The following is a 26,756-nucleotide window of genomic DNA, read 5'->3' as shown; positions in this document are numbered from 1 at the left end:
GTCGTTTGGAGCGGTACAGATACATGGCTGTTTGCATCTCACCCGCCGGCTCCTTATGATCGCTGCGGGTGCGTTGTTACACATGTAACAGGGCAGGTTAAATCTCAGCGTTGGTCGGGCCGCCAACGGAGATTGACTGTGCCTGAAAAAAGCCCGGCGTCCCCGTCTGTTCCCCGTCCGCAGGTCCTGACCAGGAAGGCTCTGGCCGCTCTGGAGCGGTTTACTCATATTGAAGCGGTCAGTGGCGTCGTCCTGTTGATCGCCGCCGTTATTGCGCTGATCTGGGCCAATAGCCCGGCTGCGGATTCCTACGAGCATTTCTGGAATACCCAAATCACCCTTGGTCTGGGGGATTTCAGCGTGTCGCGCTCGCTGCATTTCCTGGTCAATGATGGGCTAATGACGATTTTTTTCCTCGTCGTCGGCGTCGAGATTCGCCAGGAGATCAAGGACGGTGCGCTGGCCAGCCTGAAGCTGGCGACATTACCGCTGGGCGCCGCGCTGGGCGGGGTCATGATGCCGGCGATCATCTACACGCTGCTCAACCATGGCACTGTCGCCGGTTCCGGTTGGGCCGTGCCCACCGCAACTGACATCGCTTTTGCCGTGGGTGTCCTGGCCCTGCTGGGCAAGGCGATTCCCAGTGGCGTGCGTATCCTCTTGCTGGCCCTGGCCATTATCGATGACATCGTGGCGATTTTGATCATCGCGGTGTTTTATACCGTCAGCCTGGACTATCTGGGGCTGCTCATCGCTGTGAGCGGCCTGCTGCTGGTGCTGTTGTTTCAGCGCATGGGCATTGGTCGGGCGTATGTGTACATCCTGCCAGGGGCGATTGTCTGGTTTGGCCTGCTGAAAACCGGGGTACATCCGACCCTGGCGGGGGTGATTCTCGGCCTGATGACCCCCGTCACCACCCAGGGCAAGACCCCGGCGCCGGTCAAGCGCATCCAGGCCGGCCTGCATCATTGGGTGGCCTACGGCATCATGCCGCTGTTCGCCCTGGCCAACGCCGGAGTCAATCTGGGCGGGGTCAGTCTGGATGATGGGCTGTCCCGTCAGGTGATGCTGGGGGTCATGCTGGCGCTGATCGTCGGTAAGCCACTGGGGGTGATGCTGGCCAGCGTGACTCTGGTCAAGCTTAATATCTGCCAGTTGCCAGAAGGTGTGACCTGGACCGGCGTCAGCCTGGTCGGGCTGCTGGCCGGTATCGGCTTTACCATGTCGATTTTCATTGCCGCTCTGGCGTTTGCCGATCCGGCGCTGTTGGCTGCGGCCAAGCTCAGTGTGCTGGTGGCTTCGACCATTGCAGCGGTGATCGGTTTGACCTGGGGCAAGATCAAGTTTTCGACGCGATGATGAAAAAGCCCGCGCGTGGCGGGCTTGAGTCAGTGTGGCGGATTACTGCTGACGCATGATGATGGAGTACCGGCGCTGGTACTCCTCATAGGAAAGACTCTTGTCGGCGGCCAGTTCATCGAGCAGTTGCGACTTGTTTTTCTGCCCGGCGACCACTGCCAGTGGCACGGTTGAAGGGTGCTTGAGAGCGGCGATAAACGAGGCATCGTTGAACAGTTCGGCCATGCCCGCCGACAGCGCCTTGGACAGGGCTTTCGAGGCGTTCTTGCCCGTCAGCATCTGGGTGTTTTCTTCTTTGCCCTGGACCAGGATGGCCCTGGAGTAGAGCTGAGTATTGCGGGTGTCGAAAACCTTTACCGTGAGGTTCAGGTCGGCCACGGCATCACCCGAAAAGAAGCCCATCTTGTGATCGTTGTAGAAGCGGTTGATTTCGGCGCTGACCTTGACGTCACTGGCGCCGGAGCCTGCGCGGAAGCCGCGTGCGCGTATTTCCTGTTCGAGGGCGCGTTCTATCGTCAGGCTGACATTTTCATTGGCGGTAATGGGCGCGGTTTCCATGCCATAGCCGTTCTTTTTGCTGCTGACCCTGGATTTGTCGGAGCGGGCATCAGTGACGTCCACCGACACCGTCGAGCCGTCGGCGCCGGGCACTTGGGCCACGCCTTGTTGCTGGGTGTAGGGGATGTCGATCGATTCGGAGGTAAAGGCACAGCCAGTAAGGCTGGCAGCAGCGATCAGGGCCAGGATGAGGCGCATGGTTTGACTTCCATTTCAGGGTAAAAAAGTGCGGTGATTCTACATTGCCATTAGCGAGGTCGCGCGGGTTTTTTGTCGCCTGTCTGCTGAAGTAACCACTTTTTTGTGGGAGCTAATTCATTCGCGATAGCGGTGTACAGGCGTTAGCAATGTGTCGCCTGTAAGGTCCTATTCGCGAATGAATTCGCTCCCACAGAATCGATCCTGCCTGTGGAGAGGCCAGGTAATGGTCAGAGCTTGAACCGGGCCACCAGGGTATTGAACGATACCGCCAGCCCGGACAGTTCTTGCGTCGAGGCGTTGGTCTGCTCGGCACCGGCAGCCGTACGGGTCGACAGGTCCTGAATATTCACCAGATTGCGGTCCACTTCCCGGGCCACGTGGGCCTGTTCTTCCGAAGCGCTGGCGATGACCAGATTGCGCTCATTGATCTGCGAGATGCTCTCGGCGATCAGCTCCAGCGCCGATCCGGCGGCCTGGGCCAGGGATTGGGTATCGGTCACCAGAGACTGGCTCTTGCCCATAGCCTTCACTGCCTCATCGGCACTGGATTGAACCCGGTCGATCATGCCTTCGATTTCCCCGGTGGAGGCCTGGGTTCGGGCGGCGAGGGCGCGGACTTCGTCGGCCACCACGGCAAAACCACGGCCTTGTTCACCGGCACGGGCGGCTTCGATGGCGGCATTGAGTGCCAGCAGGTTGGTCTGCTCGGCGATGCCACGGATCACATCCAGCACCTTGCCAATATCACGTACCTGCACGGCCAGATTCTCGACCATGCCGGTAGAGGCGGTGATTTCAGTAGTGGCATGGTTGATCGCTACGACTGCATCACGGGCCTTGTTGCGTCCGTCTGTGGCTTGCACGCTGGTGACTTGGGAGGCTTCGGAGGTGGAGACGGCGTTACGCGCGACTTCTTCCACCGCCGAGGTCATCTCGGTGACCGCAGTGGCCGCCTGCTGGATCTCGTCGTTCTGCCGTACGAGGCCGGCATTGGCGTTTTCGGTGACGTTCGACAGCTGTTGCGCCGACTGCGCCAATTGATCCGAAGCGGTGGAGATCTGTTGGATGGTGCTTTTAAGGTTGCTCTGCATGTTGCCAAGGGCAGTGAGCAATTGGCCAGCTTCGTCGCGACCGGTGCTGTTGATGCGTTGGGTCAGGTCACCACTGGCGATGCTTTGGGCGCTGGCCACGGCGCTGGCAATGGGTTTGCTGATCAGGCGGCTGATCAGCAGGCCGAGGGCGAAGGCGGCGATAAAGGCCAGGGTGATACCACTATAGAGCATGGTCTTGACCGAAGCCTCCTGGCGTGCGGCCTCCTGAGCGCCCTCGCCGATTTGCTGATTGTTGGAATCAACCATGATGCTGATTTCATCCATGATCACCCGGTAGCTTTTCTGCAGCTCGCCCAGCAGCAGGGTGCGACCGTTCTCCAGGTCACCGGCCTGCATCAAGGCTACGTACTTCTGCACCATGGCCTGATACACCGGCCAGTCGCGTTCCATCTTGTCTCCAGCGATGCGCTCATCATCGGCCAAGGGCGTCTTGCGGTAGTCGACGAAGGCCGCTTCGCTTGCTTTGCGGTTGGCATCCATCGAAGCGATGTACTCGTCCTTGACGCTTTGTGGCGCACCGCTGGAGACCGCGACATAGAGGCGATAAAGGTCGCGGCTCTGGCCAACGGCCTTGGTCTTGGCCTGGGCCGTGTTGGCGACGGAGACCAGATTGTTCTCGAACACCAATTTCAGGCTGTCCGCCAGTTGAGAGACACCGCGGCCGCCGAGCAGACCTACGGCAAGGGTGATCAAGGCGCACAGCGCAAAGGCTGAAATCAGTTTGGTTGAGAGTTTTGCGTCGTGGAACCAGGTCATGTGAGCGTCCTGCGAGGATAGGGCCGAAAGTGAGTGGGCGGCCTGATGAGGGCAAAACCGCCGGATGACCTCATATCGGCCAAACGAGAGCAAGCTAGAGGTTTTTTTTCATATAGTTGTCGTATCTCTGTGATTTTTCGCTGAAGACGAGCAAAAAATCGATCGAGTAGTTAGGGTTTATTTTTGCTTTAAAGTAACTAATTTCTCATCATGCTTGATAAGAATGATTCTTAAAGAGAGCAAATTATTAAAGTTATCCTCCTTCCTACCGCTAAGACTACTGAAGTAGAGCCTCTATTGATAACTGGGTAGAAAAGTGGCATTTTGCCGCACCTAATGTTGCTAAATGTAACTTAGCGTGAAATATTTGTTAGGTGTTATACGACGTCGTACCTTTAAGGCCATGCATACAGTGTGGTTTTTTAGCGTGCTCTAGTGGACATCCGGATTCCTGAAGAGTAATGAATGCAGCCGCCAAATATAGAACCTTTGTCGCGTTATTCGCGTACTGGTAAAGGACTGAAAAACGTCTTTGCCGGACTCGTGACCCTGATCGCCGCCTCGGCAGGTTTCGCCTCTGCCGAAGGGCTGGATGCATCGGCCTCGCCGGGCAAACGCCTGGCCGTCGCCGCAGACTGCGTGGCTTGCCATACCGCGCCAGGCGGCAAGGCTTTCGCTGGCGGTTATCCGTTGAGTTCGCCCATGGGCGTGATCTACTCGACCAACATCACTCCGTCGAAAACCGTGGGCATCGGCAACTACTCCCGTGAAGAGTTCGCCCGGGCTGTGCGCGATGGTGTGGCCGCTGATGGCACGCATCTGTACCCGGCGATGCCGTACACCTCTTACGCGAAGATGACTGACAGCGACGTTACGGCGCTGTACGACTATTTCATGCATGAAGTACAACCGGTCGATCAACCGAACCACAAGACTGAACTGGACTTCCCGTTCAATGTGCGGGCGTCGATGATCGGCTGGAATGCGCTGTTCCACAGCAAGACGCGCTTCATCCCGGACACGGCCAAGTCGGCCGAGGTCAACCGTGGCGATTATCTGGTCAATGCCCTGGCGCACTGCGATACCTGCCACACCCCACGCAATCTGCTGATGGCGGCTGACAACAGCAAGCCTCTGGCCGGTGGCGCCCTGGGTGGCTGGTATGCGCCGAATATCACTTCGGACAAGGTCAGCGGCATCGGTGCCTGGTCCACTGATGAAATCGTCGCCTACCTGCGCACCGGTCATGTCGAAGGCAAGGCGCAAGCCGCCGGACCTATGGCCGAAGCCGTGGAGCACAGCCTGCAATACCTGGGCAATGACGACCTCAAGGCGATCGCTGCTTACCTGAAGCAGACCACGCCGATCAAGACTGACGAAGGCAAGGCCCGTCATGAATACGGCCAGGCGTCCACTGATGAGCTGACCCTGCGCGGTGGCAAGCCGGAAGACAATCCGGGTTGGCACATCTATAGCGGCACCTGCGCCAACTGCCACCAGGCCAATGGCCAGGGCAATAAGGAATACCCGTCGCTGTTCCATAACACCGCGACCAGCCGCAGTGACAACCTGATCGCCACCATCGTTTATGGCGTGCACCGCACTGTCGATGGTGTGGCCATTGATATGCCGGCGTTCGGCCCGGACGCACTGTTCACCGATCGCCTGACTGACCAGCAGATCGCCGATGTCAGTAACTACGTGCTGACACGCTTCGGCAATGCCGCGCAGACCGTTACCGCTGCCGATGTGGCCCTGACCCGCGAGGGTGGCCCGAAGGCGCCGCTGGCGAAGATGGCCAGCTTTACCATCCCGGCAATCATTGTCCTGTGTGTGTTGATCGGCCTGATCGTGTTCCGATCAGTCTCCCGTCGCCAGCGCAAGGGAGTCTGAGCAAATGAATAAGCACACTTCAATTCAAACCGATGCGCCACAAGGTCTGTCCCGGCGCAATCTGCTGCGTGGCTCTGTCGCTCTGGGCCTGTTGGGCCTGGCCAGCGGCATGCTGCCGTGGCAGGCAGCCATGGCTGCGGCGGCGGATGACGACTTCGTCGCATTGTCGCAGTTTCTGGTGAGCCGCCCGGTCAATCCGGTGTTGGCTGGCCGTTATTACACCGCCCTGAGCAAACGCGCACCGAACTTTGCCGCCAATGTCAGCGCCCTCAAGCAACTGGTGGCGGGCAATGGCTTCAAGCATGTTGATGAGTACCTGGCCATGGCCAGTCCCGATGCGTCCCTGAAAGCCACGGCCACCAGCATTATCTCGGCCTGGTACCTGGGCATCGTCGGCGAGCCGGCCACCGCTGAATTGGTCAGCTACTCCGAAGCCATGATGTACCAGCCGACCCACGGCATTCTGATTATCCCCACTTACGGTGGTGGCCCTGCTTCATGGGGCCCCAAACCAGCCAATCTGCAGGATTCGAAAGTATGAGCAACGCTGAATTCGATGCCGACGTCGTCATCATCGGCTCCGGCGTCATGGGCGGCCTGATTGCCACGGGCCTGGCCAAGGCGGGCAAGTCGGTGATCGTTCTCGAGGCGGGCCCGCGGGTCAATCGCCGCGACGTGGTCGAGACCTTCCGCAACGCGCCGGTCAAGTTGTCCCTGGCCAACGCCAAGCTGCAAGGCGCCGGTTCACCTTATCCGAGCCTGCCCCATGCGCCGTCCACCTATGGCGATTACCTGCAACAGACCGGCCCGGTGAAGTACAACACCTCCTACCTGCGGGTCGTCGGTGGCACTACCTGGCACTTCGGATCGTCGCTGTGGCGCATGCTGCCCAACGACTTCCGCCTCAAGTCCCTGTATGGCCGCGGTCGCGACTGGCCGATCAGCTATGACGAGCTGGAGCCTTTCTACGCCCGTGCCGAGACCGAGCTGGGTGTATCCGGCGTCGATGGCCAGGACGAAAGCGGGCAGGGCGGTGCTGCATTCCCGCCGCGCTCGATCCCGTATCCAATGGAAGGCTTGAAGCCGAGCTACATGTTCACCCGCTTGTCGGAAATGCTCGGCAAAGGCGGCTACAACCCGATCCTCGAGCCCAACGGCCGCGCCACGCGCCCCTACGGTAAGCGCCCGCCGTGCGCGGGCAACAACAACTGCAACCCGGTGTGCCCGATTGCCGCCAAGTACGACGGCTCGATGCACATCGACGAAGCCGAACGCCATGGCGCCAAGGTCATGGAAAACTCGGTGGTGTACAAGATCGAGGCTGGCGATGACGGCAAGATCACTGCCATCTGGTACATGCGCCCGGACAAGAGTTCGCACAAGCTGACCGCGCGTTACTTCGTGCTGGCTGCTTATGGCATCGAGTCGCCGAAACTGCTGCTGATGTCGACCTCGGAGAAGTATCCGAACGGCATCGCCAACTCGTCGGACCAGGTCGGTCGCAACCTGATGGACCACACCGGCATCAGCATGAACGTCATGACCAAGGAAGACATGTGGCCGGGCGAAGGCCCGACCCAGTTGTTGGTCTATCTCAACAGTCGCGACGGTGGGTTCCGCAAGGACTACCCGAGCTACAAGATCAAGGTGCGCAACACGGTACCGACCTCGCAGATCACCTCCGGGCTGATCGCCAAGGGCGTGCTGGGTTCCAAGCTCGACGAGCAGATCCGACTGCAATCGGCCCGTTCGCTGAACTGGGCGGTAGACTTCGAAACCCTGCCGCTGCCGGAAAACCGCGTGACGCCGAGCAAGACCAAGTTCGACGCCATCGGCCTGCCGGTGCCGGAGATCTACTACAGCGTCGCCGATTACTGGCACGCCGGTAAGGAAAAGGCCCTGGAGGATTTCAAACAGTTCGCCAAGCTGCTTGATGCCGACATTCTCAGCACCGACGTGGGCTTCCAGAACCGTCAGCACATCATGGGCACCACCATCATGGGCGATGATCCGAAGGACTCGGTGGTTGACCGTGATTGCCGCAGCCACGACCACCACAACCTGTTCATCGCCGGGACCAGCGTGATGCCGTCGTCGTCCTGCGTGAACCCGACGCTGACCGGTGCGGCGTTGAGTATCCGCATTGCGGACGTGTTGGTGAAAGAGGTGTAAGGCTCGTTGGCTTGATCAAGGGCTGCCTTCACTATTGGAGGTGGCCCTTTTTTATTCACTGCACGGCCAACGTGTGGGACCGGCTTTAGCCGGGAAGACGATGTGCTGATCAAGGAAATGCTGCGGATGCACCAACCCTTTCCCGGCTAAAGCCGGTCCCACCGAATAGCATTCCAATTCAAATTATCGGGCGAATTTCTTCGCTCCGGCTACACACAAAATCACCGCGACGGTCACGCCGATCATGGCGCTGCTGACCTGTTCATGCAGCAGGGTCGCCGCCAGTGTCAGGCCAAAGAAGGGTTGCAGCAACTGCAACTGACCCACCGCGGCAATGCCACCCTGGGCCAGGCCGCGATACCAGAACACAAAACCGATCAGCATGCTGAACAACGACACGTAGCCCAGGCTCAACCATGCGGGTATCGAGATGCCTGTCAGTGTCGGTGGCGCAATCAGCCAGGTCAGCACGGCCATGACCGGCAGCGATAAAACCAGCGCCCAACAGATTACCTGCCAGCCGCCCAGACTGCGGGACAGTTTCGCGCCCTCGGCATAGCCCAGGCCGCAGGCGAGGATGGCCAGCAGCATCAATAGGTCGCCCGTGGCCGAGGCGTTGACGCCCTGGGCAATGGCAAAACCCACCACCAGGCCGCTGCCCAGCAGCGAGAACAGCCAGAACATCGGCTGCGGCCGTTCGCCGCCGCGCAATACGGCAAATACTGCGGTAGCCAAGGGCAGCATGCCGACAAAGACGATGGAGTGGGCCGAGGTCACGTATTGCAATGCCAATGCAGTCAGCAAAGGGAAACCCAGCACAACGCCCAGGGCCACTATGAACAGGGGGAGCAGTTGCTGTCTGGTCGGGCGCCGTTCCTTGAACACCAGCAGCAAGGCCAGGGCCAGCAGCCCGGCAATACTGGCCCGGGCCACGGTCAGGAAAACCGGGCTGAATTCCAGCACGGCTATGCGAGTCGCCGGCAGTGAGCCACTGAAGATGACGACGCCAATAAGACCATTGAGCCAGCCGCTGGTGGTGTCAGTGAGGGAGGATGTGCGTTCCATGGCGATGCGCTCGAGGGTGGTTGGGGATTGGCGATGACTGAGGCATGCTAGGCAGGTCAAGCAATACAATCAAAAAATTGTCATGGATACACTTCGATGCCCCGTTTCCGTTACAAGGCCCTGGTCGACGCACTGGCCGCCGATATTCGCTCGGGCCGCTTATTGCCGGGCACGCGTCTGCCCACTCACCGCCAGTTGGCGGCGCAGCACGGTCTGGCATTGGTCACTGCCAGCCGGGTCTATGCCGAATTGGAAGCCATGGGCCTGGTCAGTGGCGAGACGGGCAGGGGCACCTTTGTCCGGGAGACGGCCTTGCCGCCGGGGTTGGGGGTCAATCAGGCGGTCGTTGCCGACGGTGTGCTGGATCTGAATTTCAACTACCCATCGCTGCCGGGGCAGGCCGAATTGCTGCGCGGGGCGTTGCGCCAACTGGCTGTCGGTGGTGACCTGGAGTCACTGCTGCGCTATCAGCCCCATGCTGGCCGCCTGCACGAGCGGGCGTCGGTGGCCCGCCATCTGCAAGTGCGCGGGCTGACGGTCGAGGCTGAGCAGGTGCTGATTGTCAGCGGTGCCCAGCATGGTCTGGCGGTAACACTGATGGCGCTGCTGCAACCCGGCGACGTGGTGGCGACCGATGCCCTGACTTATTCGGGGTTCAAGGTGCTCGCCGAGACCTTGCATCTGGAACTGGTTGCCATTCCCGTCAACCAGCACGGACCCGACCTCGATGCATTGGAGCGATTGTGCCGCAGTCGCCGGATCAAGGCCGTGTACAGCATGCCGACGCTGCATAACCCGCTGGGCTGGGTCATGGATATCGAGCAGCGTCAGGGCCTGGTGGCCATCGCCCGTGAGCATGGATTGTTGATTCTCGAAGATGCCGCCTACGCCTTCCTCGCCAAGGATCCTCCCGCGCCATTGGCGGCCCTGGCGCCGGAGCGGACGGTGTATGTATCCGGGCTATCCAAGAACGTCGCCACCGGTTTGCGCGTGGGTTTTATCGCGGCCCCCGTGCGTTACATCGCTGCGTTGGAGCAGAGCGTCCGGGCGACCACCTGGAACACTCCTGGCGTACTCACTGCCATCGCTACCGGCTGGCTCGACGATGGCACCGTCCTGAAGCTGGAAGCGCAGAAGCGCGAGGACGCCCGGGCCCGGCAAGCGCTGGCCCGTGAGGTACTGGCAGGGTTGAGCTGGGTTGGCCATCCGGCTTCGTATCTGCTCTGGCTGCCCCTGCCGGAAGAGGTCCGCGCCGATCAGGTGGCGATGGCGCTGATGCGCGAGCAGGTTGCGGTGTCCACGGCCGAGCCCTTTGCCATCGGAGTCCATGTGCCCCATGCCATTCGCCTGGCCCTGGGGTCTGTGGATATGGCGGCACTGCGCCTTGCTCTGGAAAAAGTGCGACGGGTCGTCATGGCCCATATGGCCGGTCTGATATAGAAGGCTCGATTGCAAAGCAGATATGATTATTACGGCTATCATTCCATGGGTTGTTTTTAAGCTGGTCCGCTCAACACAACAAGAATGAGAAGCCATATGCAGACAGTGACCTTCTATTTCGACTTCGGCAGTCCCAATGCCTACCTTTGCCATAAGGTCATCCCGCAGATCGAAGCCCGCACGGGTGTGACGTTCAATTACGTGCCGATCCTGCTGGGCGGCGTGTTCAAGCTGACGGGCAATCAGTCTCCGGCGACTGCATACGTCGGGATCAGGAACAAACTCGAATACGAGCATCTGGAGATCCAGCGTTTCGTTCGCCGTCATGACCTGCGGCACTACCGCTTTAATCCGCACTTTCCGATCAATACCCTGAACCTGATGCGTGGAGCGATTGCCGCCCAACGGCTCGGGATCTTTGCCGCTTATATCGACCAGGTCTACGCCGATATGTGGGAGCGCGGGCGCAAGATGGATGACCCCCAGGTGCTGGCGGCCTCTCTTGCTGAAATCGGCCTGCCGGTGAATGAGCTGATTGGCCTGAGTCAGAGCGCCGCAGTCAAGGCCGAGTTGATCGCCAATACCGAGGCTGCTGTCGCGGCCGGAGCCTTCGGCAGCCCGACCTTTCTGCTCGGTACGGAGCTGTTTTTCGGCAAAGACAGCTTGCATGACCTGGAAGAGGAAATTCTTCAACAGGCCGCCCTTTAATTCCCTGGAGCACTCTCAATGTCGAACAACGATAGCAAAGGCGTGTGTCTGGTCATTGGTGCGGGCGATGGCGTGGGGGGTGCTATCGCTCAGGCATTCGCCCTGGATGGTCATCCCACGGTCATCACTCGTCGCGCCCGCAACCTTGATCAACTGCAGGCTCGTGCCGAGGCGATTCAGCTCCTGGGCGGCGAGGTGTACGCCAAGGGCGTCGATGCCCGTTCGGAAGAGGAAACCGTCGCGCTGTTTGCCGAAATCGAACGGGATATTGGCCCGATCGAGGTGGTTGTTTTCAATATCGGCGCCAATGTGCGCTTTGGCATCGAGGAAACCACGGCCAGGGTCTTTCATAAAGTCTGGGAGATGGCATGTTTTGCCGGTTTTCTCGCGGGGCGGGAGGCAGCCAGGGTGATGGTTCCCCGGGGACGTGGCACGATTATCTTCACCGGCGCCACCGCGAGCCTGCGTGGTCGTGAAGGTTTTGCCGCGTTTGCCGCCGCCAAGGCTGGTTTGCGCGCGGTGGCCCAAAGTGTCGCCCGTGAATTGGGGCCCAAGGGCATTCATGTTGCCCATGTAGTCTGCGACGGTTCCATCGATGGTGTGTTCTCCCAGCAGACGATTCCCGATCTGGAACGGAAACTGGCAGAAAACCGCATATTGAAACCCCATGATATTGCCGAGAGCTATCTCGCCCTGCATCGGCAGAAGCCTTCAGCCTGGACGCATGAGCTGGATTTGCGCCCATGGAGTGAAACCTGGTAAGTGCATTGCAGTTGTCCCGGACGTTGGTTAATCTTGCATAATCGTGCATAAACAGGCGTAAACATGCAAAACCAACACTCCGCTGCCGAGCTTCCCCATTTGCGTCGGCAGAAAATCCTGCTGATTCTCGAACGTGACGGCAAGGTCATGGCCTCCGAGCTGGGGGCGCATTTCGCTGTCTCCGAGGACACAATCCGCCGCGACCTTGCCGAGCTGGCCAATGCCGGTCTGGTGCAACGGGTTCACGGCGGGGCGCTGCCGCGGCCGCGGGACACCGGTAAGGATTACTTCACTCGTATCAGCGAAACCAGCGAGGTGAAAAGACATCTGGCCCGGCGCGCGGCCCAGGAGGTGCGAGAGGGGCAGATCGTAATATTCGATTCGGGCAGCACCACGTTGCAGATTGCCCGTTCGTTGCCACTCGATATCCGCATCACTGCGGTGACCGCGTCGCCGATGATCGCCATTACGCTCTCCGAATACGCCGGTATCAAGGTGATCATGGGCGGCGGTCAGTTGCACCCGGCGACGATGTCGGCCTGTGGCAATGAAACCCTGCGCCTGATTCAGGGGATCAAGGCGGACCTGTTGTTTACCGGGGTTTGCGCGATTCACCCGGAAGTCGGCATCAGTTCCCTGCATTTCGATGAGGTGCCTATCAAGCAGGCGATGATCGACAGCGCCTCCCACGTGATCGCCGTGACCACAGCGGACAAGCTGGGAGCGGTGGAGCCGTTCGTGGTTGCGCCGTGCAGTCGTATCCATCTGCTGTTCAGCGAGCGATTGGATGGGGCGGGCAGCCTGGCGGATTATCAGCGCCAGGGCATCGAAGTGGTACTGACCGGCGAAGGAGCCTGAACCCTGAGGTCATAGCCCTTGAGTTATTTCAGAGTGCGATAGTCAATCATCTGTTCAATCGATAGTGACCATTAAAGAATGCAAGTTCTGTTTTTCCGGCAAAGGAGGAGGATAAGCGCCATACCGAACCTGCTTTGAAGGAACTATGCGATGAGAATTTCAACCCTGCTGACACTTGTCGCTGTCCTGACCGGCGCGTTCGCCGCCACTGCACCCGTCTCCGCTGCCGAAGATGCCGCCTGCCACCTGATGCCCATGGCCGACAGCAGCCTGGGCCTGCAGCGCACGCAGTCCGTCGGCGTGCTGTACAGCGAAAACACCGTGAGCAATCTGCAATACCTGGAGCGCTACCACGCCACTGCGGTCAACAGCCCGAACGGTAGCCTCGACTCGCGGATTCGTAACGCTTTCATCAATAGCTCCGACCCGAAACTGGCGATCGACTGGCTCAAAGGTTCCTTGCAGAAAGAATTCGCCACTGTGACCGTCTATGACAATCTCGACGCGCTGATGCAGGCCCGTCCTGACGTGGTGGTGATGCTGGACACCTACAACCGTCTGGTAACCCAGCGCAATGCTCAGGTGGAGGCGCGTTTCGTTGCCAAGTTCTACGACGCCAACCTGCAATACATCGGCAAGGCCGAAGGTTTCGGCGGCAAGCAACTGGACTCGGTCTGGGTTCGCGGTAAGGCGGCTCCTGAAATCGCCGCGCAGATCGACCAGCAGCGTACCCTGCAAGTCCAGGCCCTGAAACAGTTCGATGCTTCGCTCAAGGCGTTGGTGACGGCGGGGCAGGTGGCCCAGGTGAATTGAAGCATTGAAATGCATCGCGTTGGAGCGAGGCTTGCCCGTGAAGAAGTGAGTGCATCCGAGACATACTTTAGCGGGTTTACAAAACTTTTCGCGGGCAAGCCTCGCTCCCACCCATTTTTCCGGCCTCTTAAATCCCTCCAGAATCCGAAGTTCCTGCCGACATACAGACAATAGCCATACGCTAGCTATGTCATATATCTTCAATGACACTAATTGGCCATCACGCTGTCCTACCTCCTAAGAATGTGTATGGGCGCTTGCGCACAGGTCGTGCTCCATTGACGAGGCCAGAGAGGTCATCTTGATAAAGACCGGACTGCTCAAGAAGTGGCAGGCGCTCATGGCCCTGCCGAGTGATAATCCTCGGTTGCTCAAGGCTCAGTACATCGCGCTGTCGCGCCAGTTACCGCTGATGTACCTGATTCTGCTGGTCAATACCTGGGCACTGGCCTTTACCCATATGAGCACTGCGCCGAACTGGCTGGTGATCTATGTCCCGTCATTGTTGACTCTGATCTGCGGCGGTCGAGCCTGGCTGTGGCTGTATGCCCGCGATACCGACCCCGGCACGGAACATATCCTGCGCAGCCTGACCCGCACCAATAAACTGGTTGCGCCTATCTCAATTCTCTTCACCCTCTGGTCGCTGGCGCTGTTTCCCTACGGCGACGCCTATGCCCAGTCCCATGTGGCCTTTTACATGGCGATCACGGTCATCAGCGTGATCTTCAGCATGATGCACCTGCGCCCGGCCGCCCAGACCACAGCTGTGATCGTCAACGTGGTATTCGTGGTTTTTTTCTCGGCCACCGGTGACAGCACCTTTATCGCCATGGCGTTGAACGTGGCACTGGTGTCCATCGCCATGCTGGTGATTCTCAACAACCATTACCGTGCGTTTATCCGCCTTATCGACGCCCAGGTCACCGCTCAGGAGCTGAGCGATGAGAACCTGCGCCTGGCCAATCAGGACAGTCTTACCGGACTGCCCAATCGCCGACAGTTCTTCAGCACCCTGGATCGTGAGATGGTCCGGGCCCAGGCGGGCAATACCCGGCTTGCGGTGGGCATCATTGATCTGGACGGCTTCAAACCGGTCAATGATCAATACGGCCACCGTGTCGGCGATCACCTGCTGGAGCAGGTCGGCCAGCGCCTGCTAGGGCTGCTTGCGCCGGGTATGCATCTGGCCCGGCTCGGCGGCGACGAGTTTGCTTTGATCATAGGGAACGACGCCAGCGACGGGGCGTTGGTGCGGTTTGGCGAGAGGGTTTGTATTGCCCTGTCGACACCCTTCATGCTTACCGACCTGCCGGTGCAGATCAGTTGCTCCCTGGGTATCGCTACCTTCCCGGACATGGCCTCCAACGCCACCGAAGCCTTTGAGCACGCCGACTACGCCCTGTACCACAGCAAGCGCAACCATCGAGGCACGATGTCGATGTTCACCGCCGACCACCATCGGCAGCTGTTGCAGGACGGCGTTACCGAGCAGGCCTTGCGCCGGGTCGATATCGAGCAGGAATTCAGCCTGGTGTTCCAGCCGGTGATCCACTTGCCGAGCCAGCGCACTGTGGCTTTTGAGGCCCTCGCGCGCTGGCACAGCCCGAAACTGGGGGATGTCTCGCCGTACCGGTTCATTCCGGTGGCCGAGCGCATCGGCATGATCAACCGCCTGACCCCGCCACTGCTGCGCAAGGCGCTGCTGGCTGCCCGTGAATGGCCGGAGGATATTCGCCTGTCATTCAATCTGTCGGCCCACGATTGCGCCTCTGACGATGTGGCGCGGCAGATTGTTCAGGTCATTTTCGAAAGCGGTTTCGACCCGCGGCGATTGGACCTGGAGATCACCGAAACGGCGATGATGCAGGACCTTGCCCAGGTGCAGCGTGCGGTCAACCGCTTGCGTGGGCTGGGCTGCGGGATTTCCCTGGACGACTTCGGCACCGGTTATTCCAGCCTCAGCCAGTTGCACTCCCTGGCCTTTACCAAAATCAAGATTGACCGCAGCTTCGTCACCGGGCTGCATGAAAAACCAGCCAGCTACAAGATCGTCAAATCCCTGGTGGCCCTGAGCCTGGACATGCAGTTGGAATGTATTGTCGAGGGTGTGGAAACCCGAGATGAACTCGATGCCCTGACCAGCCTCGGATGCACTCTGGTGCAGGGTTATTTTTTCTCGCGACCGATTGCGCCTGAGCATATCCAGGCGTGGTTCAGTCAGGAGCGGGAAGGGGTGAGGGCGTAAGGCGTGCCTGGTGTTGTTGAGGCCCGGCGGGACCGGCTTTAGCCGGGAAGGGGCCGGTACATCCGCCGCATCTCCGTTGGCAGAGACGGGGCCCTCCCGGCTGAAGCCGGTCCCACAAGGTTACGCTGTCAGCCCGCCCCTCGTGCCAGGGCAAAAATTCCGTCCATGCGCCAATGCTCGTTGGCATGACGCGGATCGTCGGCCCATTCATCCCACCCTGAATCCCGCCGGTACTGGCCGAGCAGGCCGCTCGCGCGGATTTTCTGTGGGTCAAGTTCATGGGGGTGTTCGCAGTCCGGATCTACATACAGAGCATCCTGGGCGCAATACAGCTCACACATGAAGCAGGTCTGGCAGGCCGACTGCTCGGCTATCAGCGGCACGCCGTCCGGGCCTGGACTCAACGCGTTGGTCGGGCAGACGGTGACGCACTGGCCGCAGCCATTGCACAGGTCGGAATAGATCAGTTCGATCATGGCAGGGCGATCTCCGGCAAGGGCAGGGTTTGAGGCAAGGTATCAAGGCGAGTCCAGAGGCGGTCGAGGCCACCGATGCGCAGGTGGGCGTCGAAGCCTGGGGCATGGCCCGGCAGGTCGCTGCGCTGATGCATGCCGCGACTTTCCCGGCGTTGCTCGGCGGCCAGGTAACACCAGCGGGCAGTGGCCGCCATGGCCAGGGTTTCCCGGGCGCGCAGGGGATTGTCAGTGTTGAACGAGCCGTGGCGCACGGCGTCCCATACCGAATCCAGTGCCTGCAACGAGCGCTCGAGTTGGGCGCCGCTGCGAAACAGGTTCTTGTCCAGAGGATGTACTTCAGCCTGGATCTGTCGGATCAGTGCCGCGCTGTCCAGTTGCGGGCCTTGTTTTACTGCTTCCAGCCCCAGGCCCCGCAATGGTCCCCGGGTGGCTTTACGCTGCCGGGCCAGGCGAGCGGCGCCGGCTCCGGCCCACTGTCCGCTGGACAAGGCCCACGCCGAATTCTGTGCACCACCACCTGAGGTGGCCCCGGCGATGGGTTCTCGGCTGGCTGCATCTCCGGCGGCGAACAGGCCGGGCACGCTGGTCTGACAGTCCTCATCAATGACGCGCACGCCGCCGACGCCGCGTATGGTGCCTTCGGCGTGGAGGGTCACGGGGAAGCGCTGGGTATACGGGTCGATGCCCTGGCGGTCGAACGGCAGCATCAGGTTGGGCTGTACGCTGGGAAGCTGTGCACGGATCGCCTGCGGCACGCGATTGAGGCGACAGTAGACAGGGCCTTGCAACAGGGCCCGGGCCAGTTCTTCGGTAAAGCCCGGTCCTTGCCTGATGTCCAGCAGCCGATCGGCAGCGTCGAAATAATCACCGAAGGTGTAGACCATGGAGCGGCTCATGCTGCTGCCCGCCGCCGCAATTCCGTAGTAGTTGGAGAACTCCATGCCCGACAGCTCGGCACCGGCCTCGGCGGCCATCAGGTAGCCGTCGCCGGTATTGCTGTGGCTGCCCAGCAAGTGCGAGAGAAAGGCGCAGCCGCCGCTGGCGATGACCGTTGCGGCAGCTCGCACCCGCCAGCCTCCACCGGCCTGGCGGCGCCAGCCTCGGGCACCGGCAATGGCGCCGTGATCGTCACGCAGCAGTTCCAGGGCCGGGCAGTGGTCGAGCAGGGTCACGCCGCTGTCCAGCACCAGGCGACGCATGCCGCGCAGGTATTCCGGACCGCGCAGGCCGCGGTACTGCACCACGCCCTGTTCGTTACGGGGGAAGGGGTAGTAATCGTTGATGCTCGGCAGGCTGCGCCAGGTGGTGTCCAGAGCGCGGGCCATCACCGAGCGATCCGCCAGGCCGAAGGCGCTGCCCAGGCGTTTGTCGATGGCGGCCTCGCGTCCCTCGGGCGGTACCCACCAGTGACCGGGGCCTGCAGTGGCTGTTACGCCACTGGTCCCGCAATAGCCCTTGTCGACCAGAATCACCCGGCTTCCCTCGCGGGCTGCCGCGACGGCGGCCCAAGTGCCGGCCAGGCCGCCGCCGATGATCAGTACATCGGTCTCAAGGTCAAGCAACAGGGATCGAGACGATAAAGCGTTCATGCCGGCTCCACACACGCACCAAGGTTGGAATTACCTCCGCGTGGTGGGCGGTCGGGCTGGCAATCTAAGCATGTCTTCTGCTTTTAATATTCTATTTTTTAATAATTAGCTTAGAAGTAAATGTGCTTTTTAATCGTTTTCTTATGCGCATAGTCTTGCTCCATCAGACCAGTCGGCCCCTATAGGAGTAATGCTTCGTGAGTAATGTCAGTGCTTTGAATCTGCCCGCCCATCAAGACGGAAGCGTACGTGACCGGGTTTCGGCAGAAGAATGGGAGGTGCGGGTCAAGCTCGCGGCGGCTTACCGGGTGGCGGCGCTCAAGCGCTGGACCGACCACATCTACACGCACTTTTCGGCGCGGGTGCCGGGGCCGGAGGAGCATTTCCTGATCAATGCCTTTGGGCTGTTGTTCGACGAAATCACTGCTTCCAACCTGGTCAAGGTCGATATCGACGGCACCATTGTCGACGACCCGACCGGCTTGGGCATCAACCATGCGGGCTATGTGATTCACAGCGCGATTCATGCCGCGCGGCCGGACCTCAAGGCGGTGTTGCACACCCATACCCGTGACGGTATTGCCGTATCGGCGCAGAAGGACGGCCTGTTGCCGATCTCCCAGCACTCCCTCGGCTTCTCTGGACGCATTGCTTACCACGGCTATGAAGGCGTGGCCCTGGACCTGGATGAACGCGAGCGTCTGGTGGCGGACCTGGGCGACAAGAGCGTGATGATCCTGCGCAACCATGGCCTGCTGACGGCGGGTGTCAGTGTCGAACATGCCTTCCATCAACTGCACTTCCTCGAATATGCCTGCAATATCCAGATCGCGGCGCAGACGGCGGGCAATACCGAACTGATCTTCCCGCCCGCCGAAGTGGTGGCCAAGGTCGAACAACAGGCCAAGGCCTTCAAGGATGGCAACAGCCCTGGCGTGGCGCGGCACTGGAATGCGCTGATTCGGCAGTTGGAGCGCAGCGATACCGAATACAAGCTCTAAGGGGGAGCAGGCCAGAGTCCGTGGGAGCGAGGCTTGCCCGCGAAGAACGATGATGCGGTGCGGCAGGACAATAGCAATGAGACCTTCGCGGGCAAGCCTCGCTCCAACGGGTGCGCTCGCAAAAGATGACCTGGATCAATGGCAGGGAGGGGGGCGGGCTGTTATAACCACAGCCATGCCCTTCGACCTCGCCGCGTTGAAAACCAAGGAAGTGTGAATGCCCCCGGTCAGTAAGAAAGCCTGGATCCGCTATGCCGTGGCAGCAGCGGTTATCGTCGTGCTTGCCGTGTGGATCTGGATGGAGCTGCGGCCAAAGGGCCTTGGCGATGGCTTTGCCAGCGGTAATGGCCGTATCGAGGCGACGGAGATCGATGTCGCCACCAAGCTGGCCGGGCGGATTATGACAGTGGCTGTGGACGAGGGTGATTTCGTCCAGCCAGGGCAAGTCCTGGCGACCATGGATATCCAGGTGCTGCAGGCACAGTTGAATCAGGCCCTGGCCCAGGTGCGTCAGGCCGACAATGCTGTACTCACCGCCCAGGCCGTGGTCGAGCAGCGCGAGAACGAGAAGAATGCCGCCGAAGCCACGGTCAACCAACGGGTGGCAGAACTGACCGCCGCGCAAAAGCGTTATGGCCGCACCGATCAACTGATTCAATACAATGCCGTTGCGCGCCAGCAACTGGACGATGACCTCGCCGTGCAGCAGGCCAAAGAGGCTGGGGTAGCGTCGGCCCGGGCCCAGGTATGGTCGGCCAGGGCGGCGATCATTGCCGCCAAGTCTCAGGTCATCGAAGCTCAATCCAGTGTCGAAGCGCTCAAGGCTGCGGTCGAGCGCCTGCAGGCCGATATCCTCGACAGCCAGCTCAAGACTGATCGTCAGGCGCGGGTGCAGTACCGCGTGGCGCAGCCGGGGGAGGTCCTGGCTGCGGGCGGCAAGGTGCTGAATCTGGTCGATCTCAACGATGTCTACATTACCTTTTTCCTGCCCACCGCCCAGGCCGGGCGCGTGGCGTTGGGCGCCGATGTGCGGCTGATTCTCGATGCTGCGCCGCAGTATGTGATTCCGGCCAGGGTCAGCTATGTGGCCAGTGTCGCCCAGTTCACCCCCAAGGCCGTGGAAACCGCCAGCGAGCGGGAAAAACTGATGTTCCGCATCAAGGCGCGGATTGACCGGCAGTTGCTGGAAAAACACTTGAATCAGGTCAAGACCGGCCTGCCCGGCGTGGCTTACCTGAAGCTGGATGGCGACGCCCAGTGGCCTGCGCAGCTTCAGATCAATGTGCCGCAATGACCGGCGATACCGCGCCGGTGGTGCAACTGACGGAGGTCAGTCTGCATTATGCCAAGGCCACGGCCTTGCAGGACGTCAGCCTGGCGATCCCGGCCAATCGCATGGTCGGCCTGATCGGGCCTGACGGCGTTGGCAAGTCCAGCCTGCTGGCGTTGATCGCCGGAGCGCGCAAAATCCAGTCCGGCTCGGTGCAGGTGCTGGGCGGTGATATGGCCGACAGCCGCCATCGGCGCCAGGTCTGCCCCCGCATCGCCTATATGCCTCAGGGCCTGGGCAAGAACCTCTATCCAACCTTGACCGTGTTCGAAAACCTGGACTTCTTCGGCCGCCTGTTTGGTCAAGGCGTGACCGAGCGTCGCCGACGCATCGACGAATTGCTGCGCAGTACCGGCCTGGACGGTTTTGGTGAGCGCCCGGCAGGCAAGCTTTCCGGTGGCATGAAGCAGAAACTCGGGTTGTGTTGCGCCTTGATCCATGACCCGGATCTGTTGATCCTCGATGAACCCACGACAGGCGTCGATCCGCTGGCGCGCAGCCAGTTCTGGGATCTGATCGCACGAATTCGCCATAGTCGGCCTGGCATGAGCGTACTGGTCGCCACCGCCTATATGGATGAGGCCCAGCGCTTCGACTGGTTGATGGCGATGGATAACGGGCGGATTCTCGACACCGGCAGCCCCGCCGAGCTGCTGCAACGCACCGCCAGCGAGAGCCTGGAACAGGCTTTTATCGCCCTGCTCCCGGAAGAGAAACGCCGAGGGCACCATGCCCTGAGCATCCCGCCACGCAAGCGACAGGACTCGGCTCCGGCTATCGAAGCCCATGGCCTGACCTGTCGGTTCGGCGACTTCGTCGCGGTGGATCACGTCGACTTCCGCATCGAGCGCGGGGAGATTTTCGGTTTCCTCGGTTCCAATGGCTGCGGCAAATCCACCACCATGAAAATGCTCACCGGGCTGCAACCGGCCAGTGAAGGCCAGGCGCTGTTGTTCGGCCAGACCGTGGACCCGCGAGATATCGAGACCCGGCGCCGGGTCGGTTATATGTCCCAGGCGTTCTCCCTGTATGGCGAACTGAGCGTGTTGCAGAACCTGGAACTGCACGCCCGGCTGTTTCACCTGCCAGCCGAGAAACGCGGGGCGCGGGTGCAGGCAATGCTTGAGCGTTTCGATCTCGGCGCTGTGGCCGAACAGATGCCCAACGACTTGCCTCTGGGTGTACGTCAGCGTTTGTCCCTGGCAGTGGCGGTGATTCATAGCCCGGAAGTGCTGATCCTCGACGAACCCACCTCCGGGGTCGATCCGGTGGCCCGGGACAGTTTCTGGGAGTTGCTGGTGCAATTGTCGCGGGAGGAGGGGGTGACGATTTTTATCTCCACTCACTTCATGAACGAAGCCATGCGCTGCGACCGTATCTCGATGATGCATGCCGGGCGCGTGCTGGACAGCGATACGCCCCAGGCACTGATGGCCAAACGCGGTCTGCCGACCCTGGAAGAAACCTTTATCGCCTATCTGCAGGATGTCGCGCCACCTCAACAGGCCGCTGTCGAAGTCGCGGCACCTGTGAATGCCACGACCCCTGGTGTCAATACTGCTCGTTTCAGCTTGCGCCGTCTGTTCAGCTACAGCCAGCGCGAAGCCATGGAACTGCGTCGCGATCCTCTGCGGGCGACCCTGGCGTTGATTGGCAGCGGCTTGTTGATGCTGATCATGGGCTATGGCATCAACCTGGACGTAGAGAACCTCAAATACGCAGTACTCGACCGCGATCACAGCGGCGCCAGCCAGGGCTATGCCCTTAACCTCGCCGGGTCGCGCTACTTCACGGAAAAAACCGCGCTGCGTGACTACGACGATCTTGATCAGCGTTTGCGCAGTGGGGAGATCAGCCTGGCAGTGGAGATTCCTCCCGGTTTCGGCCGCGACCTTGATCGCGGCAGTCATCCCGAAATCGGTTTCTGGATCGACGGTGCGATGCCGACTCGCGCCGAAACCATTCGCGGTTATGTCGCCGGTATCCACAGTGCCTGGTTGCAGCAGCGGCTATTCGAAACCACCGGGCGGGTTGATAGCGGACCGCTGGATATTGCCTTGCGCTATCGCTATAACCCCGATGTGCAGAGTCTGCCGGCCATGGTCCCGGCGGTGATTCCGCTGTTGCTGATGCTGATCCCGGCGATGCTCACGGCTCTGGGCGTGGTGCGGGAGAAAGAGCTGGGTTCGATCACCAATCTGTATGTCACCCCTGTAACCCGCCTGGAATTCCTGCTGGGCAAACAACTGCCCTATATCGCCCTGGGCATGATCAACTTTCTGGTGATGCTGGTCCTGGCGTTGCTGGTGTTCGGTGTTGCGGTCAAGGGCAGTCTGCTGACCCTGACCTTCGGTGCGCTGGTTTACGTGATTTGCGCCACCGGTCTGGGGCTGTTGATGTCGTCGATTCTGTCGAGCCAGATCGCGGCGATCTTCGGCACCGCCATTGCCACGCTGCTGCCGGCGATCCAGTTTTCCGGGTTGCTCAATCCGGTGTCGTCTCTGGAGGGCATGGGTGCGGTGATCGGCAATATCTATCCCACCGGACACTTTCTGACCATCAGCCGCGGGGTGTTCTCCAAAGCGCTGGGCTTGCCTGACCTGTATCTGTATTTCTTGCCGCTGCTGCTGGCCATTCCGCTGTTGACGCTGTTCAGCGTTGTCGGCCTCAAGCAGCAGGAGGACTGAGATGTTCTCCAATATCCTGCAACTGGGTATCAAGGAACTGCGCAGCCTGTATCACGACCCGGCCTTGCTGTTGTTGATCGTGTTTTCCTTCACCATTGGTGTGTATTCCTCTGCGACCAAGGTCCCGGAGTCGCCTCATCGCGCCACCATCGGTGTGATCGATGAAGATCGTTCGCCGTTGTCCCTGCAGATCATCAATGCCTTCCAGATGCCGTACTTCCTGAAACCGGTAGATATCGATTACGGCCAGATCGACCATGGCATGGACTCCGGTGTCTATACCTTCACCCTGGATATTCCGCCGCGTCTGCAACAGGACGTCCTGGCCGGTCGGCAGCCGACCATCCAGATCAACGTTGACGCCACTCAGATCAGCCAGGCCTTTACCGGCGCCGGGTATATCCAGCAGATCATCGGTACCGAAGTGGCCGAGTTCCTGCGCCATTATCGAAGCGTCGAGCCGGACGAAGCCAATGCCGTGGTGCACATGGCCTTCAACCCCAATCTGGTGGCGACCTGGTTCGGCGCGATCAACGAGGTGATCAACCAGATCACCATGCTCTCGATCATTCTTACCGGCGCGGCACTGATCCGCGAACGCGAGCACGGCACCATCGAGCATCTGCTGGTCATGCCGGTGACGCCTTTCGAGATCATGCTGGCCAAGGTCTGGTCCATGGCCCTGGTGGTATTGGTGGCGGCGGCCCTTTCGGTGCGACTGGTGGTGGGGCAGTGGTTGCAGATTCCGATCAATGGCTCGTTCCTTTTGTTTCTCGCTGGCGCTGCGCTACACCTGTTCGCTACCACTTCCATCGGCATCTTCTTCGGCACCCTGGCGCGTTCGATGCCGCAACTGGGCCTGCTGATCATCCTGACCCTGATCCCGTTGCAGATTCTTTCCGGCGGTATGACCCCGCGCGAAAGCATGCCCGAGCTGGTTCAGAAGATCATGCTCGCGGCGCCGACCACCCATTTTGTCGAGTTGAGCCAGGCGATCCTGTTCCGTGGTGCGTCCATTGGCATTGTCTGGCCGCAACTGTTGGCGATTGCCGTGATTGGCAGTCTGTTTTTCGGCGTGGCGTTGTCGCGGCTGCGCCGCTCATTGAATTGACTGATGCTCGTTGGAGCGCCGCCCGCTCGTTCCAGCGTCTACCCTTGCACATCTGAAGTTTTTACTACGCCCTTCAAAGGAGCCGTCATGTACATCTTCAATTCGTTGCTGTCCAGCGCCGATCTGGCGTCCACCGCGCCAGCGCCACCTTCGCCCCAGGCAGGGCCGCTGAGCCCTGAACTGCTGCGCAACATGCAGCGCTATTGGGATGCCGCCAACTACTTGTGCGTCGGGCAGATCTACCTGAAGGCCAATGCCCTGTTGCGCGAGCCGTTGCAGGCCGGGCATATCAAGCCGCGCCTGCTCGGGCATTGGGGCACCTCGGCCGGGCAGAATTTCATTTATGTGCACCTCAACCGCCTGATCCGTGAGCAACGTAGTGAGGTGGTGTATATCTCCGGTCCCGGCCATGGCGGCCCGACCCTCAATGCCTGCGCATGGCTCGAAGGCACGTACAGCGAAGTGCATAGCGATATCCGCGCCGATGGCGACGGCATGTTGCGCTTCTTCCGCAGTTTCTCCACGCCTGGAGGGGTACCCAGCCACTGCGGACCCCACACGCCCAACTCGTTGCACGAGGGCGGTGAGCTGGGGTATGCCCTGGTGCATGCCTTTGGCGTGGCCTTCGACAATCCGGACCTGCTGGTGGCCTGTGTGATTGGCGATGGCGAGGCCGAGACTTGCCCGTTGGAAGGCAGCTGGAAAAGCATTCGTTTCCTCGATCCACTGCGCGATGGTGCAGTGCTGCCGATCCTGCATCTCAATGGCTACAAGATCTCCGGGCCGACCGTGGAAGCGCGGATGGCCGACAGCGATCTGCTCGACCTGTACCGTGGTCGCGGCTATGAGCCGATCATTGTTGCCGGGGACGACCTGCCGGGCATGCATCAACGCTTTGCTGCCGCCCTCGACCAGGCCTATGGCGATATCCGCGATATCCAGCGTGCGGCCCGGGACTTCGGCAATGTCGCCCGGGGACGCTGGCCGATGATCATCCTGCGCAGCCCCAAGGGCTGGACCGGGCCCAAGGAAGTCGATGGTGTACCAGTGGAAGGCACCTTCCGCGCCCATCAGGTGCCCTTGGCCAATGTCATCGAAAACCCCGAGCATCTGGTCCTGTTGGAGCGCTGGCTGCGCAGCTATTCGCCAGAAACCCTGTTCGATGACAATGGCGCCCTGGTCCCCGAGCTGCAAGCCCTGACCCCGCCGGCACCGCTGCGCATGGGCGCTGTGCCTCACGTCAACGGCGGGCGCCTGCTGACCGCGCTGGACCTGCCGGACTTCGCTCACTATGGTCTGGAAGTACCTGGCCCTGGGCAGGTGATTGCCGAGGCGCCGCGCAAACTGGGCGAATACCTGCGCGATGTGATTCGCGCCAATCCGCGCAATTTCCGCCTGTTCGGCCCGGACGAAACCAACTCCAATCGCCTCAACGCGGTCTTCGAGGCCACCGAGCGCACGGCCAGCGGGCCGTTGCTGGAGCTGGACGAACACCTTGCCCGGGACGGCCGGGTGATGGAAGTGCTCAGCGAACATCTGTGCGAGGGCTGGCTGGAGGGCTATCTGCTCAGCGGTCGCCACGGCATGTGGTCCACCTACGAGGCCTTCGCCCAGGTGGTGGATTCCATGGTCACCCAGCATGCCAAGTGGTTGCAGCAGGCCCGGGAATTCCCGTGGCGGCGGCCCCTTGCATCGCTGAATATCCTCCTCACCAGCCATGCCTGGCGCAACGACCATAATGGTTTCAGCCACCAGTCCACCGGCTTTGTCGACAACGTCCTGCAACGCCGGGCCGACGTGGTGCGGGTCTACTATCCGCCGGATTCCAATTGTCTGGTCAATGTCTTTGACCACTGCCTGCGCAGCCGTAATTACGTCAACGTGGTGACCTGTGGTAAACAGCCGGACTTCCAGTGGCTGGACTTCAACGCCGCGCTCAAGCACTGCTCCCAGGGGGCTTCGATCTGGGACTTCGCCAGCAATGACGGCGGTACGCCCGACATCGTGCTGGGCTGCGCCGGGGACGTACCGACCACCGAAGCGGTGGCTGCGGCCTGGCTGTTGCGCAAACATGTGCCGGGCATTCGCGTGCGTTTGGTCAATGTGGTGGACCTGGGCATTCTTTCCAGTCCTCAGGACCGTCCCCACGGCATGGATCACGCATCCTTCGAGGCGCTGTTCACCCGTGAAGTACCGGTGATGTTCGCCTTCCACGGCTCGACCTGGGTGATCCATTCCATGGTCCATGGCCGGGCCAACGAAGCGCGCTTCCATGTGCGCGGTTTCTCCGATCGTGGCACCACGACTACGCCCTTCGACATGGTGGTGCTCAATCGCATGAGTCGTTATCAGTTGGCCATCGACGCTCTGGAGCATATTCCGCACCTGCGTCAGCAGGCTTTGGAGGCCATCAGTTATTTCGAAAGCCAGCTGCGCCGTCATGACGCCTATATTCGCGAGCATTTCCAGGACATGCCGGAAATCCGCAATTGGCACTGGACCGACGATTTCAGCCAGCCGGACAGCCCGCCGCCACTGGCCAGGGGGCAGAGTCGGGGGCAGTTGTTTACTGATGCTTGAGTAAGCGAACCCAGCTCTGTAGCGAACTGCCTGTGGG

General features: G+C 60.6%; 20 protein-coding genes and 1 pseudogene. 15 read left to right on the top strand and 6 right to left on the bottom strand.

The genetic code is table 11. The features are described from left to right. Positions 1-138 precede the first annotated feature (138 nt). Positions 139-1,359, top strand: coding sequence for a Na+/H+ antiporter NhaA (gene nhaA / locus ACCD02_RS23575; RefSeq protein WP_413307262.1), 1,221 nt, complete (start codon positions 139-141; stop codon positions 1,357-1,359). A 42-nt stretch (positions 1,360-1,401) separates the two neighbouring features. Here the strand turns inward: nhaA and ACCD02_RS23570 are convergent, their stop codons facing one another. From ACCD02_RS23570 to ACCD02_RS23560, 3 genes and pseudogenes are all read right to left on the bottom strand, one after another. After that, positions 1,402-2,115, bottom strand: a complete 714-nt coding sequence (locus ACCD02_RS23570) for a YajG family lipoprotein (protein WP_413307259.1) — start codon at positions 2,113-2,115, stop codon at positions 1,402-1,404. A 230-nt stretch (positions 2,116-2,345) separates the two neighbouring features. Next, positions 2,346-3,209, bottom strand: coding sequence for a methyl-accepting chemotaxis protein (locus ACCD02_RS23565; protein WP_413307424.1), 864 nt, complete (start codon positions 3,207-3,209; stop codon positions 2,346-2,348). Beyond that, positions 3,204-3,986 (bottom strand): annotated as a pseudogene (locus ACCD02_RS23560) (MCP four helix bundle domain-containing protein); the annotation flags it as partial. The pseudogene ACCD02_RS23560 and the gene ACCD02_RS23565, both read right to left, overlap by 6 nt. Before the next feature lie 465 nt (positions 3,987-4,451). Here ACCD02_RS23560 and ACCD02_RS23555 point away from each other — a divergent pair. Genes ACCD02_RS23555 through ACCD02_RS23545 form a run of 3 tightly spaced genes read left to right on the top strand, consistent with a single transcriptional unit; the run spans position 4,452 to position 8,051 of the window. Continuing rightward, positions 4,452-5,879, top strand: coding sequence for a cytochrome c (locus ACCD02_RS23555; RefSeq protein ID WP_413307256.1), 1,428 nt, complete (start codon positions 4,452-4,454; stop codon positions 5,877-5,879). Positions 5,880-5,883: 4 nt separating this feature from the next. Further along, positions 5,884-6,420 carry a sugar dehydrogenase complex small subunit gene (locus ACCD02_RS23550; RefSeq protein ID WP_413307254.1) on the top strand — a complete coding sequence of 179 codons (537 nt, stop codon included), beginning with the start codon at positions 5,884-5,886 and terminating at the stop codon, positions 6,418-6,420. Continuing rightward, positions 6,417-8,051, top strand: a complete 1,635-nt coding sequence (locus ACCD02_RS23545; RefSeq protein WP_413307251.1) for a GMC family oxidoreductase — start codon at positions 6,417-6,419, stop codon at positions 8,049-8,051. The genes ACCD02_RS23550 and ACCD02_RS23545 overlap by 4 nt, the downstream gene beginning before the upstream one ends. A 183-nt stretch (positions 8,052-8,234) precedes the next feature. Here the strand turns inward: ACCD02_RS23545 and ACCD02_RS23540 are convergent, their stop codons facing one another. Then, positions 8,235-9,116 (bottom strand): DMT family transporter, encoded by an 882-nt coding sequence (locus ACCD02_RS23540; protein WP_413307248.1) that lies wholly within the window; start codon positions 9,114-9,116, stop codon positions 8,235-8,237. Between the two features lie 96 nt (positions 9,117-9,212). Here ACCD02_RS23540 and ACCD02_RS23535 point away from each other — a divergent pair, with 96 nt between their 5' ends. From ACCD02_RS23535 to ACCD02_RS23510, 6 genes are all read left to right on the top strand, one after another. Beyond that, positions 9,213-10,556, top strand: a complete 1,344-nt coding sequence (locus ACCD02_RS23535) for a PLP-dependent aminotransferase family protein (RefSeq protein ID WP_413307246.1) — start codon at positions 9,213-9,215, stop codon at positions 10,554-10,556. A 96-nt stretch (positions 10,557-10,652) separates the two neighbouring features. Next, a complete protein-coding gene (locus ACCD02_RS23530) occupies positions 10,653-11,264 on the top strand; it encodes a 2-hydroxychromene-2-carboxylate isomerase (protein ID WP_413307243.1) in 612 nt (203 codons plus the stop codon). Between the two features lie 18 nt (positions 11,265-11,282). Next, positions 11,283-12,026 carry an SDR family NAD(P)-dependent oxidoreductase gene (locus ACCD02_RS23525; protein ID WP_413307241.1) on the top strand — a complete coding sequence of 248 codons (744 nt, stop codon included), beginning with the start codon at positions 11,283-11,285 and terminating at the stop codon, positions 12,024-12,026. 63 nt (positions 12,027-12,089) lie between these two features. Continuing rightward, entirely contained in the window at positions 12,090-12,884 is a 795-nt protein-coding gene (locus ACCD02_RS23520) for a DeoR/GlpR family DNA-binding transcription regulator (protein ID WP_413307238.1), read from the top strand. Between the two features lie 150 nt (positions 12,885-13,034). Continuing rightward, positions 13,035-13,697, top strand: coding sequence for an ATPase (locus ACCD02_RS23515; RefSeq protein ID WP_413307235.1), 663 nt, complete (start codon positions 13,035-13,037; stop codon positions 13,695-13,697). Between the two features lie 316 nt (positions 13,698-14,013). Further along, a complete protein-coding gene (locus ACCD02_RS23510; protein ID WP_413307422.1) occupies positions 14,014-15,945 on the top strand; it encodes a putative bifunctional diguanylate cyclase/phosphodiesterase in 1,932 nt (643 codons plus the stop codon). A 128-nt stretch (positions 15,946-16,073) separates the two neighbouring features. Here ACCD02_RS23510 and ACCD02_RS23505 read toward each other — a convergent pair whose 3' ends face one another. After that, positions 16,074-16,421, bottom strand: coding sequence for a 4Fe-4S binding protein (locus tag ACCD02_RS23505; RefSeq protein ID WP_413307232.1), 348 nt, complete (start codon positions 16,419-16,421; stop codon positions 16,074-16,076). After that, entirely contained in the window at positions 16,418-18,010 is a 1,593-nt protein-coding gene (locus tag ACCD02_RS23500; RefSeq protein WP_413307229.1) for an FAD-dependent oxidoreductase, read from the bottom strand. The genes ACCD02_RS23505 and ACCD02_RS23500 overlap by 4 nt, the downstream gene beginning before the upstream one ends. Positions 18,011-18,207: 197 nt before the next feature. Here ACCD02_RS23500 and ACCD02_RS23495 point away from each other — a divergent pair, with 197 nt between their 5' ends. The 5 genes from ACCD02_RS23495 to ACCD02_RS23475 all read left to right on the top strand — a co-directional run bounded on the left by ACCD02_RS23495 (position 18,208) and on the right by ACCD02_RS23475 (position 26,719). Next, positions 18,208-19,011, top strand: coding sequence for a class II aldolase/adducin family protein (locus ACCD02_RS23495; RefSeq protein ID WP_413307227.1), 804 nt, complete (start codon positions 18,208-18,210; stop codon positions 19,009-19,011). 217 nt (positions 19,012-19,228) lie between these two features. After that, positions 19,229-20,305, top strand: coding sequence for an HlyD family secretion protein (locus tag ACCD02_RS23490; RefSeq protein ID WP_413307224.1), 1,077 nt, complete (start codon positions 19,229-19,231; stop codon positions 20,303-20,305). After that, positions 20,302-23,028, top strand: a complete 2,727-nt coding sequence (rbbA, locus tag ACCD02_RS23485) for a ribosome-associated ATPase/putative transporter RbbA (RefSeq protein ID WP_413307222.1) — start codon at positions 20,302-20,304, stop codon at positions 23,026-23,028. The genes ACCD02_RS23490 and rbbA overlap by 4 nt, the downstream gene beginning before the upstream one ends. 1 nt (position 23,029) lies before the next feature. Next, entirely contained in the window at positions 23,030-24,139 is a 1,110-nt protein-coding gene (locus tag ACCD02_RS23480; protein WP_413307219.1) for an ABC transporter permease, read from the top strand. Positions 24,140-24,226: 87 nt separating this feature from the next. Further along, entirely contained in the window at positions 24,227-26,719 is a 2,493-nt protein-coding gene (locus ACCD02_RS23475) for a phosphoketolase (RefSeq protein WP_413307217.1), read from the top strand. The last annotated feature ends 37 nt before the right edge of the window (positions 26,720-26,756 follow it).

Source organism: Pseudomonas sp. Pseusp88, from assembly GCF_047303955.1.
Taxonomy (GTDB): domain Bacteria; phylum Pseudomonadota; class Gammaproteobacteria; order Pseudomonadales; family Pseudomonadaceae; genus Aquipseudomonas.
The sequence above is the reverse complement of the archived record's forward strand: the minus strand, read 5'-3'. Positions and strand labels throughout refer to the sequence as shown.

Coding starts and splice junctions, on each gene's coding strand:
- ACCD02_RS23570 (WP_413307259.1), bottom strand. CDS start 2,115: ATGCGCCTCATCCTGGCCCTGATCGCTGCTGCCAGCCTTACTGGCTGT.
- ACCD02_RS23565 (WP_413307424.1), bottom strand. CDS start 3,209: ATGCAGAGCAACCTTAAAAGCACCATCCAACAGATCTCCACCGCTTCG.
- ACCD02_RS23555 (WP_413307256.1), top strand. CDS start 4,452: ATGCAGCCGCCAAATATAGAACCTTTGTCGCGTTATTCGCGTACTGGT.
- ACCD02_RS23550 (WP_413307254.1), top strand. CDS start 5,884: ATGAATAAGCACACTTCAATTCAAACCGATGCGCCACAAGGTCTGTCC.
- ACCD02_RS23545 (WP_413307251.1), top strand. CDS start 6,417: ATGAGCAACGCTGAATTCGATGCCGACGTCGTCATCATCGGCTCCGGC.
- ACCD02_RS23540 (WP_413307248.1), bottom strand. CDS start 9,116: ATGGAACGCACATCCTCCCTCACTGACACCACCAGCGGCTGGCTCAAT.
- ACCD02_RS23535 (WP_413307246.1), top strand. CDS start 9,213: ATGCCCCGTTTCCGTTACAAGGCCCTGGTCGACGCACTGGCCGCCGAT.
- ACCD02_RS23530 (WP_413307243.1), top strand. CDS start 10,653: ATGCAGACAGTGACCTTCTATTTCGACTTCGGCAGTCCCAATGCCTAC.
- ACCD02_RS23525 (WP_413307241.1), top strand. CDS start 11,283: ATGTCGAACAACGATAGCAAAGGCGTGTGTCTGGTCATTGGTGCGGGC.
- ACCD02_RS23520 (WP_413307238.1), top strand. CDS start 12,090: ATGCAAAACCAACACTCCGCTGCCGAGCTTCCCCATTTGCGTCGGCAG.
- ACCD02_RS23515 (WP_413307235.1), top strand. CDS start 13,035: ATGAGAATTTCAACCCTGCTGACACTTGTCGCTGTCCTGACCGGCGCG.
- ACCD02_RS23505 (WP_413307232.1), bottom strand. CDS start 16,421: ATGATCGAACTGATCTATTCCGACCTGTGCAATGGCTGCGGCCAGTGC.
- ACCD02_RS23500 (WP_413307229.1), bottom strand. CDS start 18,010: ATGAACGCTTTATCGTCTCGATCCCTGTTGCTTGACCTTGAGACCGAT.
- ACCD02_RS23490 (WP_413307224.1), top strand. CDS start 19,229: ATGCCCCCGGTCAGTAAGAAAGCCTGGATCCGCTATGCCGTGGCAGCA.
- rbbA (WP_413307222.1), top strand. CDS start 20,302: ATGACCGGCGATACCGCGCCGGTGGTGCAACTGACGGAGGTCAGTCTG.
- ACCD02_RS23480 (WP_413307219.1), top strand. CDS start 23,030: ATGTTCTCCAATATCCTGCAACTGGGTATCAAGGAACTGCGCAGCCTG.
- ACCD02_RS23475 (WP_413307217.1), top strand. CDS start 24,227: ATGTACATCTTCAATTCGTTGCTGTCCAGCGCCGATCTGGCGTCCACC.